Source organism: Streptomyces sp. NPDC001219, from assembly GCF_053597915.1.
Map to the genome: position 1 here is coordinate 88,222 of NZ_JBSFJF010000011.1, position 13,192 is coordinate 101,413.

The 13,192-nt window shown below is 72.3% G+C and carries 13 protein-coding genes; 4 read left to right on the top strand and 9 right to left on the bottom strand.

Annotated features, from left to right (window positions below):
- Positions 1-31: 31 nt before the first annotated feature.
- Together ACWC9R_RS09720 and ACWC9R_RS09725 are read right to left on the bottom strand one after the other, a co-directional pair.
- The gene (locus ACWC9R_RS09720) at positions 32-259 is read right to left on the bottom strand and encodes a hypothetical protein (protein WP_450730030.1); all 228 of its coding nucleotides are present in this window, start codon (positions 257-259) and stop codon (positions 32-34) included.
- Between the two features lie 76 nt (positions 260-335).
- Entirely contained in the window at positions 336-1,367 is a 1,032-nt protein-coding gene (locus ACWC9R_RS09725; protein ID WP_450730032.1) for a LacI family DNA-binding transcriptional regulator, read from the bottom strand.
- A gap of 149 nt (positions 1,368-1,516) precedes the next feature.
- Between ACWC9R_RS09725 and ACWC9R_RS09730 the strand changes: the two genes are divergently transcribed.
- The 4 genes from ACWC9R_RS09730 (at position 1,517) to ACWC9R_RS09745 (ending at position 6,471) form a co-directional block, all read left to right on the top strand.
- Positions 1,517-2,842, top strand: a complete 1,326-nt coding sequence (locus tag ACWC9R_RS09730) for an extracellular solute-binding protein (protein ID WP_450730033.1) — start codon at positions 1,517-1,519, stop codon at positions 2,840-2,842.
- A 5-nt stretch (positions 2,843-2,847) separates the two neighbouring features.
- Positions 2,848-3,828 carry a carbohydrate ABC transporter permease gene (locus ACWC9R_RS09735; RefSeq protein WP_450730034.1) on the top strand — a complete coding sequence of 327 codons (981 nt, stop codon included), beginning with the start codon at positions 2,848-2,850 and terminating at the stop codon, positions 3,826-3,828.
- Positions 3,825-4,673, top strand: coding sequence for a carbohydrate ABC transporter permease (locus ACWC9R_RS09740; RefSeq protein WP_450730036.1), 849 nt, complete (start codon positions 3,825-3,827; stop codon positions 4,671-4,673). The genes ACWC9R_RS09735 and ACWC9R_RS09740 overlap by 4 nt, the downstream gene beginning before the upstream one ends.
- A 133-nt stretch (positions 4,674-4,806) precedes the next feature.
- Complete coding sequence (locus tag ACWC9R_RS09745; RefSeq protein ID WP_450730038.1) at positions 4,807-6,471, top strand: glycoside hydrolase family 13 protein; 1,665 nt, start codon at positions 4,807-4,809, stop codon at positions 6,469-6,471.
- Between the two features lie 22 nt (positions 6,472-6,493).
- Here ACWC9R_RS09745 and ACWC9R_RS09750 read toward each other — a convergent pair whose 3' ends face one another.
- The 7 genes from ACWC9R_RS09750 to cysC form a co-directional block, all read right to left on the bottom strand.
- Positions 6,494-7,264: a sirohydrochlorin chelatase gene (locus ACWC9R_RS09750; RefSeq protein ID WP_450730040.1), complete on the bottom strand. Its 771-nt coding sequence runs from the start codon at positions 7,262-7,264 to the stop codon at positions 6,494-6,496.
- Between the two features lie 3 nt (positions 7,265-7,267).
- Complete coding sequence (locus ACWC9R_RS09755; protein ID WP_450730042.1) at positions 7,268-8,200, bottom strand: ABC transporter permease; 933 nt, start codon at positions 8,198-8,200, stop codon at positions 7,268-7,270.
- Positions 8,187-8,993 (bottom strand): ABC transporter ATP-binding protein, encoded by an 807-nt coding sequence (locus tag ACWC9R_RS09760; RefSeq protein ID WP_450730044.1) that lies wholly within the window; start codon positions 8,991-8,993, stop codon positions 8,187-8,189. Before ACWC9R_RS09760 ends, ACWC9R_RS09755 begins: the two co-directional genes overlap by 14 nt.
- A 39-nt stretch (positions 8,994-9,032) precedes the next feature.
- Positions 9,033-10,142, bottom strand: a complete 1,110-nt coding sequence (locus tag ACWC9R_RS09765) for an aliphatic sulfonate ABC transporter substrate-binding protein (RefSeq protein ID WP_450730046.1) — start codon at positions 10,140-10,142, stop codon at positions 9,033-9,035.
- A 212-nt stretch (positions 10,143-10,354) separates the two neighbouring features.
- On the bottom strand, positions 10,355-11,710 hold the full coding sequence (locus ACWC9R_RS09770; protein WP_450730048.1) for a sulfate adenylyltransferase subunit 1: 1,356 nt from the start codon (positions 11,708-11,710) through the stop codon (positions 10,355-10,357).
- 2 nt (positions 11,711-11,712) lie between these two features.
- Positions 11,713-12,657 carry a sulfate adenylyltransferase subunit CysD gene (cysD, locus tag ACWC9R_RS09775; protein ID WP_450730050.1) on the bottom strand — a complete coding sequence of 315 codons (945 nt, stop codon included), beginning with the start codon at positions 12,655-12,657 and terminating at the stop codon, positions 11,713-11,715.
- Complete coding sequence (cysC, locus tag ACWC9R_RS09780; RefSeq protein WP_362605000.1) at positions 12,654-13,187, bottom strand: adenylyl-sulfate kinase; 534 nt, start codon at positions 13,185-13,187, stop codon at positions 12,654-12,656. Before cysC ends, cysD begins: the two co-directional genes overlap by 4 nt.
- Positions 13,188-13,192: the final 5 nt, after the last annotated feature.

The window sequence follows — 13,192 nt, forward strand, 5'->3', positions numbered from 1 at the left end:
CCCGCCGTGGCGGGCCCGGCGGCCGACACCGTCAGCGGGCGTTCCTCGGGTGCTGCCGCGCCGACCGTTCGTTGCCCCGCCGGTAGTTGCCCGTCCACCGGGCCATCACCAACTGGGCGTCACCGGCGGCTACTTCCCGCAGGAACCGCTCGGCCCGGTCACCCCGCACCACCGCCGCCCGCCGTCCGTGATGCCGCACCACCACGGTTCCGTCGCCCAGCTCCTCGTACACGAATCCCTGTGCCTTCGACACCCGCATGCCCCCTGTTCGTCCCCGCGCCGGGCCCTCATCGTGGCGCCGCGGCCGCCCCGGCGCGAGGCGGTTTCGCGGGCGGTCAGCTCCCCGCGGGCGGTGGTGCGGTGCTGCCGCGCGGGACGAGTTCGGTCGGCAGGACGACATGACGCTGGTGGGCGCCGTCGGAGTCGTCGATCACCGACCGGGCCAGATGGACCGCGGCGCGGCCTATCTCGGCGGCGGGCTGGGACAGCGTCGTCAGGCCCAGGACCCCGGCCATGACGTGGTTGTCGAAGCCCATGACCGAAACCCGCCCGGGGACCGGGACGTTGGCCTCCCGGAGCGCCGCCAGCAGCCGGAACGCGAAGTCGTCGGTCTCGGCGAACAGCGCGGTCGGCGGGTCCTTGAGGCTCAGCAGCCGCCCCACCGCCGCGCCCATCCCGCTGCCCTTCCAGTCCGGCACGCTCATCACGAGGGCGTCGTCGTGCTCCACACCCGCCTCGCTGAGGGCCCGCAGATGGCCGGTGAGCCGGTTCTTGCTGCTCCAGGCGAAGCCGGTCCGGTCGGACGTCTGGAGGAAGGCGATCCGCCGGTGCCCGAGGTTGAGCAGATGGCGGGTGCCGCGCAGCGCGGCGTCCGCGTCGTCCACGTAGACGCTGGGGCGCCCGGCGGCGTGCTGGCTGACGAAGACCAGGGGCATGCCCAGATCGTCCAGCCGGGCCCGCTCGGCGGGGGTCAGCGCGAAGCTCACCACGAGCAGGGCGTCGGCGTTGCGGCGGGCGGGCAACCGGTCGAAGAAGTCGGCGCGTTCGCGCACATCGGCCACGCTGTAGACCAGCAGGTCGAGACCCGCTTCACGCAGCGCGGGCGCCATACCGGCCAGCGCCGCGCTCAGGAACCACGTCTCCAGGTGCGGGGTGAGTACGGCGACCCGTCCGGTGCGGCCGGTCACCAGACTGGAGGCGCTGCGGGTGATCGCGAACGAGAGTTCGCGGGCCGCCTCCTCCACGCGGGCGCGTGTGGTGTCCGAGACCGTCGACAGTCCGCGCAGTGTGCGCGAAACCGTGGATACCGAAACCCCCGCCCGATGGGCCACATCGGCCATCGTGGCCTCGCTCCGAGCTGAGGACATGCCGGGACGCTAGCACAAAAGGACGATGACAGCGTTGCCAGAAGTTTCGTTAGGGAAATCCGTTGTTCACGAGCCGTTGACCTGGCGACAAGGCCACTTCTAGCCTGCAAGCGCTGTCATCGAAGACAGGCAAGACGTCAGGAGCACTCATGGCCTTGAGCCGCAGAACCCTGCTCGCGGGCGGTCTCGCCGCCGGAGCCGGGCTCGCCAGCGGTTGCGCGGGCAAGCCCCTGGACACCCTGCTGACCCAGGCTGCCCATGTCCCGCGTACCCCGGCCACCCTCGTCTGGTGGGTGTCCGAAATCCCCTCCCGGGACGGCCCGGTGGTGGCCGACCTGATCATCCGCGCCTTCGAGCGACGCTATCCGCACCTCCGGGTCCGGAAATCGAACGCGCTCAGCGCCACCGACGGCAACCGCGCCGCGGTCACCACCCAGCTCGCGGGGGCCTCACCCACCCCTGACGTCTACCTCGGTGACACCACCTGGCCCGCGCAGTTCGGGGCCAACTCCCTTGCCCTGCCGGTGCAGAAACTGCTGCCCAAGGACTTCTGGGCGGACTATCCGGCCGCCCTGCGGCGGGTGAGCGAATACCGCGGAGCCGTGTACGCGCTGCCCTTCTACACCGACAGCTCCTTCCTCTTCTACCGCAGGGACCTGCTGGCCAAGCACGGCCTGCCGGTGCCCCGCACCTGGGAGGAACTGCTGCGCACCGCGCGCAAGGTGCAGCGCGCCGGGGACGCCGCGTACGGCTTCCTCTGGCAGGCCTCCGTGTCGGAGTCGCTCACCTGCAACGTCACCGAGTTCCTGGCCGACGCCGAGGCGCCCGTACTGGACAAAACCGGCAAGGTGGCGCTGAACGGGCCGGGCGCGGAGCGGGCCTTCGCGCTGATGCGGGAGTTCACCGAGACCGGTGTCTCGCCCCGTACGGTCACCACCTACGCGGAGGCGGACTCGCAGGACGCCTTCGCCGGCGGCCGCGGCGTCTTCCTGCGCAACTGGTCCTACGCCTGGGGCAACGCGGCCGACCGCTCGGCCTCCAAGGTGGCCGGCCGGGTCGGTGTCGTCCCCCGGCCCGGCTTCGACGGCGACGGTCCGCGCGGGGTGAGCTGCGCCGGCGGCTGGAGCAACTTCGTCAATCCCAACTCCCACCACCTCGGGGCCGCGGTCGCCTTCGCCCGCTTCTGCGCCGGAGAAGAGGCACAGATGATCCTGCTGAAGCACGCCGGGGTGATTCCGGCACTCGACGACGTCCTGACCCGGCCGGAGGCCCGCCGGGCCGGTGACCCGACGCTGCTGCGGGCCAGGGAACTGCGGCTGGTCGCCCGGCCGGTGCAGAGCCCGTACTACCCCCAGGTCAGCAAGGCGCTCTACACCCAGGCCAACGCCGTGACCGGCGGCCGGGCCACGCCCGCCCAGGCCGTGCGCGCGGCCCGTGCCGACATCCGGACCGCGCTGGAGGGCAGGGCGCTGTGAATGCCGTGACCTCCTCCGTGACCGTCCCGTGGCGCCCGGAACCCCGCCCGGCCGGACCGCACGGACCCGCACCGCACGGCGGCGGCCCGGCCCGGGGCAGCCGCCGCCGGCCCGCGCGCACCGGCTGGCTCTTCGCCTCGCCGGCGCTGCTCACCATCGCCGCCGTGACGCTCTTCCCGGTGCTCTTCTCGGTGCTGCTCAGCTTCGCCGACGTCCGCCTGGAATACGGCGGGTTCAGCCTCTCGTCCCTGACGGGCGACCACTACGCCGCCGTGCTGAGCAGCCCGGAATGGCGCCATGCGCTCCTGTTCACCTTCGGCTTCACCGTCGTCACCGTCCTGCTGGAGCTGGTGCTCGGCACCGCGGCCGCGCTCGTACTGGAGCGGCTGGGGGCCGCCCGCGGCTGGGTGCTGGCGGTCCTGCTGCTGCCCTGGGCCCTGATCAACGTCGTCGCCGCCCAGTTGTGGGGCTACCTCTACAACGGCACCTACGGCGGGCTGACCTGGCTCTTCGAGCAGGTCCTCGGCAGCCAGCCGGACATCCTGGGGCAGCCCGCCTCCGCCATGGGCGCCATGGTGGTGGTCGACGTCTGGAAGACCACGCCCTTTGTCGCCATCGTCGTCCTCGCCGGGCTGATGCTGATTCCCGGCGACGTCTATGAGGCGGCGGAGATCGACGGCGCCGGTGCCTGGACGACGTTCTGGCGGGTGACCCTGCCGCAGCTGCGGCCGATCATGGCCATCGCCGTCCTCTTCCGCATCCTGCAGGCCTTCGGCATCTTCGACCTGCCCTTCGTGCTGACCCAGGGCGGACCGGGCACCGCCACCCAGTCCCTGGCGATCCTCGGCTACAAGACCCTCTTCCAGAACCTCGACATCGGCCGGGGCGCGGCGGTCGCCACCACCACCGCGGTCATCGTGATCAGTTGCTGTCTGCTCTTCCTGCGGGTCTTCAGGACGCAGGCCGACGAAGGAGGGCGGGCATGAGCCGCCGCGCACCGGCGTCCGGAATCCGCCGGTACCTCAACGCCGTCAACCTCGGTGGTCTGGCGATCGTCGTGCTCTCGGCACTGCCGCTGTACTGGATGCTCGCCTCGTCCTTCAAGGGACCGGGCGAGATCAGCGCCGCCCCTCCGAGCCCGGTGCCGGAGTCCGCGACGCTCGGCAACTACGCGGAGGCGTTCATCCGCAACGGCATCGGCCGCTATCTGCTCAACAGCGTGGTGGTGGCGTCCGTTTCGACGATCGCGGTGCTGGGACTGTCCTTCTTCGCGGGGTACGCCCTGGCCCGCACCCCGATGCGCGGCCGCGGCGCCCTCATGACCGCGCTGCTGATGCTGTCCGTCTTCCCGCCGATCGCGCTGGTCGTGCCGCTGTTCCTGCTGGAGCGGCAACTGGGGCTGCTCAACAGCTACGCGGGCCTGATCGTGCCCTACGTCGCGCTCAACCTGCCGTTCGCCATCTGGATCATGCGCAACTACCTGGTCGGTATCCCCCGTGAGCTGGAGGAGGCGGCCACCGTCGACGGCGCCGGGCCGATGCGCACCGTCCTGACCGTGATCGCGCCGCTGGCCCGGCCGGGCCTGTTCACCGCGGGCATCTTCACCTTCACCGCGACCTGGTCGGAGTTCCTGCTGGCGCTGACCTTCAACAGCGAGGACGGGCACCGCACCGTCCCGGTCGGCATCGCCCTGTTCACCAGCCAGTACACCGTCCCCTACGGGACGCTCTTCGCGGGGGCCGTGGCGGCCACCCTGCCGATCGGCGTCCTGGTCCTGATCTTCCGCCGCTCGATCGTCTCGGGCATGACCTCGGGGGCGGTGAAGGGATGACCCCGGCCCCCGTGCCGGCCGCCCCCACCGGCCCCGCCGCACCCGGCGCGGCCCGGCGCCGCGCCGTACCCCTCTCCCAGCCACCTCTGGGAGGTACCCCCATGCGTCCGCTACCGCCCCGAAAGGCCTCCACGTGACCGCACAGCACCTCGGCCCCGCCCGCGACACCACCGACTGGTGGCGGCAGGCCGTCGTCTACCAGGTGTATCCGCGCAGCTTCGCCGACTCCGACGGCGACGGCATCGGCGACCTCCCCGGGGTGACCTCCCGGCTGCCCTACCTCGCGGCCCTGGGGGTGGACGCCGTCTGGCTGAGCCCCTTCTACCCCTCGGAGCTGGCCGACGGCGGCTACGACGTCGCCGACTACCGCGACGTCGACCCGCGGCTGGGCACCCTGGACGACTTCGACGCCATGGTCGCCGAGGCACACCGCCTGGGCCTCAAGGTGATGGTGGACATCGTGCCCAACCACTCCTCCCACCAGCACGCGTGGTTCCAGGAGGCGCTGCGCGCCGCGCCCGGCTCCGCCGCCCGCGAGCGCTATGTCTTCCGCGAGGGCAAGGGCGAGCACGGTGAACTGCCGCCCACCGACTGGGTCTCCTGCTTCGGCGGCCCCGCCTGGACCCGGCTGCCCGACGGCTGGTGGTACCTCCACCTCTTCGCCCCCGAGCAGCCCGACTTCAACTGGGACAACCCCGAGGTCCGCGCGGACTTCCGCACCACCCTGCGCTTCTGGTCCGACCGCGGCGTCGACGGCTTCCGGGTCGACGTGGCACACGGCCTGGCGAAGGACCTGGCCGCACCGCTCCGCGACATCGGCACCGTCGAGGGCTACACGCCCGGCGACCTGCCCGAGGACGGCAGCCACCCCTTCTGGGACCGCGACGAGGTGCACGACATCTTCCGCGACTGGCGCAAGGTCTTCAACGAGTACGACCCGCCCCGGGTCGCCGTCGCCGAGGCCTGGGTGCGCAGCTCCCGCCGCACCGCCTACGCCACCCCGCAGGAGCTGGGCCAGGCCTTCAACTTCGACTTCCTCAAGGCCTCGCTGGACGCGCCGGAGCTGCGTGCCTCCATCGACGGCGCGCTCGCCGACGCGCGGGCCGCCGGGGCGACCGCGACCTGGGTGCTCTCCAACCACGACGTGATCCGGCACGCCTCCCGCTACGGCCTCCCGGACGGCCGCGACGAGGAGGCCTGGCTGCTCTCCGACGGCCGGGAGCCGGTCCTGGACCGGGAGTTCGGCCTGCGCCGGGCCCTGGCCGCCACCCTGCTGATGCTGGCACTGCCCGGCTCGGCCTATGTGTACCAGGGCGAGGAACTGGGCCTGCCCGAGGTCGCCGACCTCTCCCGCGACAGCCTCCAGGACCCGGTGTGGACCCGCAGCGGCGGCCGGCTCAAGGGCCGGGACGGCTGCCGGGTGCCGCTGCCCTGGCGGCGCGGGGGCAGCGCGTACGGATTCGGCAGCGGCGGCTCCTGGCTGCCGCAGCCGCCCGGCTGGGGCGAGCTGTCCGCCGAGGCGCAGGAGGGGGTGGCGTCCGCGCCGCTGGAGCTCTACCGCACGGCGCTGGCCACCCGCCGCCGGCTGGTGGCCGACGAGGCGCTGGAGTGGGCCGACGAGGCCGCGGCCGGCCGGGGCGTCCTGCACTTCCGCCGCTCGGGCGGCTGGGAGTGCGTGAGCAACCTGTCCGGCGAGTCCCGGCCGCTGCCGCCCGGCGAGCTGCTGATCGGCTCCGCCCCGGTCACCGGCGACGAGCTGCCGCCGTGGACCACGGTCTGGCTGCGCACCGCGGGCTGAACCACCGGGCCCCGGGGGCCTGTCAGGCGCTCAGCGCGGGCAGGTCCCCGCGGGCGTGCCCGCGCACCGCCCCGTCGTAGCGCCGCAGCAGCAGACGGGCCAGCTCGGGCGCCGGGCCGAGCACGGGGGCGAGCAGGTCGGCGCGGGCCTCACGGGCACCCGCGGCGATCCGGTCCGGGAGGAATCCCGGCGCGATGACGTACGGGGCGACGGCCACCCGCCGCACGCCCTCGGCCCGCAGGGCCCGCACGGCGTCCGCGGTGCGGGGAAGAGATGCGGAGGCGAACGCAGGACGCACTGCGCACCAGCCGGCGGTGCGCCACCACTCCCGCGCGATGTGAGCGATCACTGCGCTCGCCTCCGGGTCGGAGGAGCCCGCCGAGGCCAGGACGACCCCGGTCGAGCGTCGGTCACCGGGCCGCAGCCCGGCTTCCTCCAGCCGACGCTCCAGCGCGTCGGTCAGGAGGGGGGACGGGCCCAGCACCTCGGCCTGACGGATGGTCAGCAGGGGCAGCCGCGCGCCCGCCTCCCGCAGGACCGCCGGGATATCCGACTTGGCGTGGAAGGCCCGGGTGAGCAGGAGCGGCAGCGCCACCACGTCCCGCGCCCCCTCGGCCGACAGGCGCTCCAGCACCCGCGGCACCCGGGGGGCGTTGAAGTCGAGGTAGCCGACCTCGACCCGCAGCCCCGGCCGCAGCGCCCGGACCCGCGCACAGAGCGCGGAGACGGTCGCCGCGTGCCGCGGATCGCGGCTGCCGTGGGCGATGACGAGAAGCGTGGGGCGCATGTCCATGGGTCAGCTCTTCACGAGGAGGCCGCGGCTGCGCAGCACCCGGCGCTCGACGGGGGCGAAGATCAGTAGCTCGATGCCGATGCCGACGATGAGGATGAGCAGGATCGCGGCCAGCACCCAGGACATGTCCTGCAGTTCCCGGCCCTGCTCCAGCAGCTGGCCCAGGCCGGTGCCCAGGTCGGGTGCGTTCACGATGAGTTCGGCGGCCATCAGGGAACGCCAGGAGAACGCCCAGCCCTGCTTGAGCCCGGCGATGTAGCCCGGCAGCGCGGCGGGCAGCAGCACATGCCGGACCCCGGCGAGGCCCGTGGCACCGATGGTGCGGCCGGCCCGCAGGTAGAGCGGGGAGATCTGGTCGACCCCGGCCACCAGCCCGTTGGCGATGGACGGGACCGCGCCGAGCAGCACCACGGTGTAGATGGTGGCGTCGCTCAGCCCGAACCAGATGATCGCCGCCGGGACCCAGGCCACCGAGGGCAGGGACTGCAGCCCGCTCAGGATCGGCCCGATCGCGGCCCGGACGGCCTTGACCCGGGCGACGACCAGACCGAGCACCGTGCCGATGGCCACCGAGGCCAGGAAGCCGAGCGCACCGCGCGAGACGCTGGTCCACACGAAGCTCAGCAGGGTGCCCTCCAGCCACTTCTGCTGGAGCGAGCGGCCCACGTCGACGGGGCTCGGCAGCAGGTAGTGCGGCTTGAGCTCGAAGTGGTAGGCGAGCTGCCACAGCCCGAGCACGATCGCGATGGCGATCAGCGGGGGGAACGCCTTCGAGACGGCGGTACGCAGCCAGGGCTGCCGGTCGACGACCCTGGATTCCAGGGCGTCGAGCCCGGCCTCCAGTCCGGCGATGTCCCCGGCGGTGCCGCCGGGGGTGCCGTCGGCGGTGTCGGTGTCCCCGGCGGCGGCCGGGGCCTTGGTGTCAGTGCTGGCCATGGCGGCGGATCTCCCCACGGAGCTGTTCGGTGATCTCGATGGAAAGGTCGGCGACCGCGGCGTCCTCGATGCGGCGCGGCTGCGGGATGTCCACCCGCCACTCCCGGGCGATCCGGCCGGGGCGGGAGGACAGCAGGACCACCCGCTCGGCGAGCCGTACGGCCTCCCGGACGTTGTGGGTGACGAAGAGGACCGAGAGGTTGGTCTCGCGCCAGATGCGGGTCAGCTCGTCGTGCAGCACATCGCGGGTGATCGCGTCGAGCGCCGCGAACGGCTCGTCCATCAGCAGCAGCTGGCTGTCCTGGGCGAGCGCACGGGCCATCGCGACCCGCTGGCGCATGCCGCCCGACAGCTCGTGCACCCGCTTGCCGTGGGCGCCCTTGAGCCGGACGAGTTCGAGCAGCCGCTCGGCCTCCTCACGGCGCTCCGCGCGCGGCACCCCGCGCAGCCGCAGCGCCAGTTCGATGTTGCGGCCCGCGGTCAGCCACGGGAACAGCGCGTGCTCCTGGAACATCAGGGCCGGCCGGCCGTCCGGCGTCTCGATGGCGCCGGCGGACGGCGCGTCGAGGCCGGCCACCAGGTTGAGCAGGGTGGACTTGCCGCAGCCCGAGGCCCCCAGGATGCAGACGAATTCGCCGGGCGCCACATCGATGCTGATGTCGTCCAGGACATGCTGCTGTGCGCCGGTGCGGCCGAACGACTTCGAGACATGGTCGATGCGGGCCGCGTACGGCACGGTGGTGCCCGTGTCCGCCGTGGCGGGCTGCTGCTTGGTGAGCGTGGTGGTCGTCATCGGTGTCACCTCCTGGGGGAGTGCGTGCTGCGGGCGGGGCTACTTGCTGCCGAGTCCGGCGTCGTCGACGGGCGGCTTGCCCTGGGACTTGAGCACCTTGTTCAGCAGGGTGAGGTCGTAGATGCCCTTGAGGTCGGGCTTCTTGAGCAGGCCCGCCTTGACGGCGTGGTCGGCCTCCTCCTGGAGGGTGGCGGCCAGCGGGTCGTCGGTGAGGTCGACGTTCCTGAACGCCGGGTCGATGACGTTCTGCGGCAGGGCCTTGCCGGCGACGCCCGAGGAGGCGAGCCTCTCGTTGAGGGCCTTCTTCGCCTCGGCCGGGTGCGAGCGAATCCAGGCGTTGGTCTTCACCGAGGCGCGCAGCACCGCCTCGACGGCCTTCGGGTGCTCCTTGAGGAACTTCTGCGAGACGATCATGTTCGTGATGACGAACTTCCCGTCCCTCCACAGCTTCTTCTCGTCCAGGATCGTCCTGCCGCCCTCGGCGACGAGCTTGGACGCGGTGGGCTCGGGAACCCAGGCGCCGTCGATGCCGCCCTGCTGGAAGACCGTGGGCGTCACCTTGTTGTCGGTGCGCTGGACGGTGACATCGCCCTTGCCGGTGGTCGGGTTGACCTTGTAGCCCTTCCCGGCCAGGTAGTTGAGCAGCGCGACGTCCTGGGTGTTGCCCAGCTGCGGCGTCGCGATCGTCTTGCCCTTGAGGTCGTTGATGCCCTTGACCTTCTTGGGGTTGACCACCAGCGAGACACCGCCGGAGGCCGAACCCGAGATGATCTTCAGGCTCTTGCCGTGGGACTTGGCGTAGCCGTTGATCGCGGGGGAGGGGCCGATCCAGCCGATGTCGATGGCGCCCGAGTTGAGCGCCTCGATCTCCTCGGGTCCCGCGTTGAAGACGGAGGACTTGACCTCGGTGCCGCCCAGTTCCTTCTGGAACGTGCCGTTCTGGAGACCGATCAGGGGAGTGGCGTGCGTGGTGTTGCCGAAGTACCCGATCGTCAGGTGATCGAGCCCGTCGGTCTTGGCCCCCTTGGGGGCGACACCGGCGGCGGTGTCCTTCTTGGCCTCGGAGCCGTAGCCGCAGGCGCCCAGCGCCCCTATCAGGAGCGGGACGGTCGCGGCGGCCGCCAGCAGGCGGTGTCGAACGGCAGACACGGGAGGAGGTCCTCTCGGAGGGCCGGGCGGTGCGCGCCCGCTAAGGCGCGCCCGGCGAAGCTGTGGATCTTCGGAAGGGGGGTGTGGGGGGTACGGAGTGGAGCATCGTCAGCGCACACATCGGCCGACTCCGCCCTGCCCGCTGCCCAGGGCGCCGCTGCCGATGCGGCCGCCCTCCTTCGCGAAGGTCGAGAACACGTCCTGGAGCATGCTCAGAAGTCCCATCCCTCGTCGTCCGCCGCGGCCGCCGGTGCGGCCTCTTCCGCCGCCTCGGCGAAGGCGGTGCCCGCCATGCCCGCGGTCAGCGTCGTCCCGTCGGCCGGGTCGATCAGCAGGAAGGAGCCGGTGCGGCGGGAGTCGGCGTAGGCGTCCAGCGCCAGCGGCCCGGCCGTGCGCAGCACGATCCGCCCGATGTCGTTGGCGGCCAGCTCACCGGGCGCCGGGTGCTGGGAGAGGTCGTCGAGGGTCAGCCGGGACGGGATGTCCTTGACGATCGCCTTGACCGTGCGGGTGGTGTGCTTGAGCAGCACCCGCTGCCCGACGGTCAGCGGACGGTCCGCCACATGGCAGACGGTCGCCTCGATGTCCTGCGAGACGCCGGGCGCGGTGGCCGTCGGGGCGATCAGGTCGCCGCGCGAGATGTCCAGGTCGTCGGCGAGCCGGACGGTCACCGACTGCGGTGCCCAGGCGACGTCCACGGACCGGCCGAGCACGTCGAGCGCCTCGATGGTGCTCGTCCGGCCCGAGGGCAGCACGGTGACGGCCTCGCCGACGCGCAGCACACCGGAGGCGACCTGGCCCGCGTAGCCGCGGTAGTCGGGGTGTTCGGCGGTCTGCGGACGGATCACGTACTGGACCGGGAAGCGGCCGGGGTCGTCGGCGGGGTCGGCGACGACCGGCACGGTCTCCAGGTGCTCCAGCACCGTCGGGCCGCCGTACCAGTCCATGTTCGCCGACGGCGACACCACGTTGTCGCCCGCCAGCGCCGAGATCGGGATCGCGGTGATCTCCGGGACGCCCAGCGAGGCCGCGTACGTCGTGAACTCCTCGGCGATGGCCGCGAAGACCGGCTCGGCGTAGTCGACCAGGTCCATCTTGTTGACGGCCAGGACGACGTGCGGGACGCGCAGCAGGGCGGCGACCGCGGCGTGCCGGCGGGTCTGCTCGACGACACCGTTGCGGGCGTCGACCAGCACCACGGCCAGCTCGGCGGTGGAGGCGCCGGTGACCATGTTGCGGGTGTACTGCACATGCCCCGGGGTGTCCGCCAGGATGAAGCGGCGGCGCGGGGTGGCGAAGTAGCGGTAGGCGACGTCGATGGTGATGCCCTGCTCGCGCTCGGCGCGCAGCCCGTCGGTCAGCAGCGCCAGGTCGGGCGCCTCCTGCCCGCGGTTGCGGGAGGCGTGCTCGACGGCCTCCAGCTGGTCGGCGAGCACCGACTTGGAGTCGTGCAGCAGCCGTCCCACCAGGGTCGACTTGCCGTCGTCGACGGAGCCGGCGGTGGCGAAACGCAGCAGCGAGGTGGCACCCGTGGCCAGGGCGTCGATCGCACTCGTGGACGTGCTCATGGTTAGAAGTACCCCTCGCGCTTGCGGTCCTCCATGGCGGCCTCGGACATCTTGTCGTCGGCCCGGGTGGCGCCCCGTTCGGTGAGCCGGGAGGCGGCGATCTCGGTGATCACGGCCTCGATGGTGTCGGCGTCGGAGTCGACGGCGCCGGTGCAGGACATGTCGCCGACGGTGCGGTAGCGCACCTGCCGGGTCTCCAGACGCTCGCCGTCCTTCGGGCCGCCCCACTCACCGGGCGCCAGCCACATGCCGCTGCGGGCGAAGACCTCGCGCTCGTGGGCGTAGTAGATGGCCGGCAGCTCGATCTTCTCGCGGGCGATGTACTGCCACACGTCCAGCTCGGTCCAGTTGGACAGCGGGAAGACCCGGACGTGCTCACCGGGGGAGTGCTTGCCGTTGTAGAGCTGCCACAGCTCGGGGCGCTGCCGGCGCGGGTCCCAGCCGCCGAACTCGTCACGCAGCGAGAACACCCGCTCCTTGGCGCGCGCCTTCTCCTCGTCCCGGCGGCCGCCGCCGAAGACCGCGTCGAAGCGGTTCTTGTCGATGGCGTCCAGCAGCGGGACGGTCTGCAGCGGGTTACGGGTGCCGTCGGGGCGCTCACGCAGCTCGCCGCGGTCGATGAAGTCCTGCACGGAGGCGACGTGCAGCCGCAGCCCGTGCCGCTCCACCGTGCGGTCGCGGTAGTCGAGCACCTCGGGGAAGTTGTGCCCGGTGTCGACGTGCAGCAGCGAGAACGGCACCGCGGCCGGCGCGAACGCCTTCAGCGCGAGGTGCAGCATGACGATGGAGTCCTTGCCGCCGGAGAACAGGATCACCGGCCGCTCGAACTCCCCCGCCACCTCACGGAAGATGTGCACCGCCTCGGACTCCAGGGCGTCCAGATGCGACAGCGCGTAGGGGTTGTCGCTGTCCCCGGCGTTCTCGGTCACGGCAGCGGTGGTGGTCATGCCAGTCCCCTCTCGGTGAGCAGCGTGTGCAGCGCCGCCGCGGACTCCTGCACGGTCTGGGTGTGCGACTCAAGGCGCAGATCGGGCGACTCGGGGGCCTCGTACGGGTCGTCCACGCCGGTGAGCCCGGAGATCTCGCCCGCCGCCTGCTTGGCGTACAGGCCCTTCACGTCCCGCTCGGAGCACACCTCGACGGGCGTCGCCACATGCACCTCCAGGTAGGCGGTGCCCTCGCTCTGGTGGCGCCTGCGCACCGCCTCGCGGCTGTCCGCGTACGGCGCGATCACCGGCACCAGCGCCTTGACGCCGTTGCTCGCCAGCAGTTCGGCCACGAAGCCGATGCGCTGCACGTTGGTGTGCCGGTCCGCGCGGGTGAACCCCAGGCCCGCGGACAGGAACTCGCGGATCTCGTCGCCGTCGAGCACCTCGACCCGGTGGCCCTCGCCGCGCAGCCGGCCGGCCAGCTCGTGCGCGAGGGTCGTCTTGCCCGCGCTCGGCAGACCGGTCAGCCAGATCGTGGCGCCCGTCATGGATA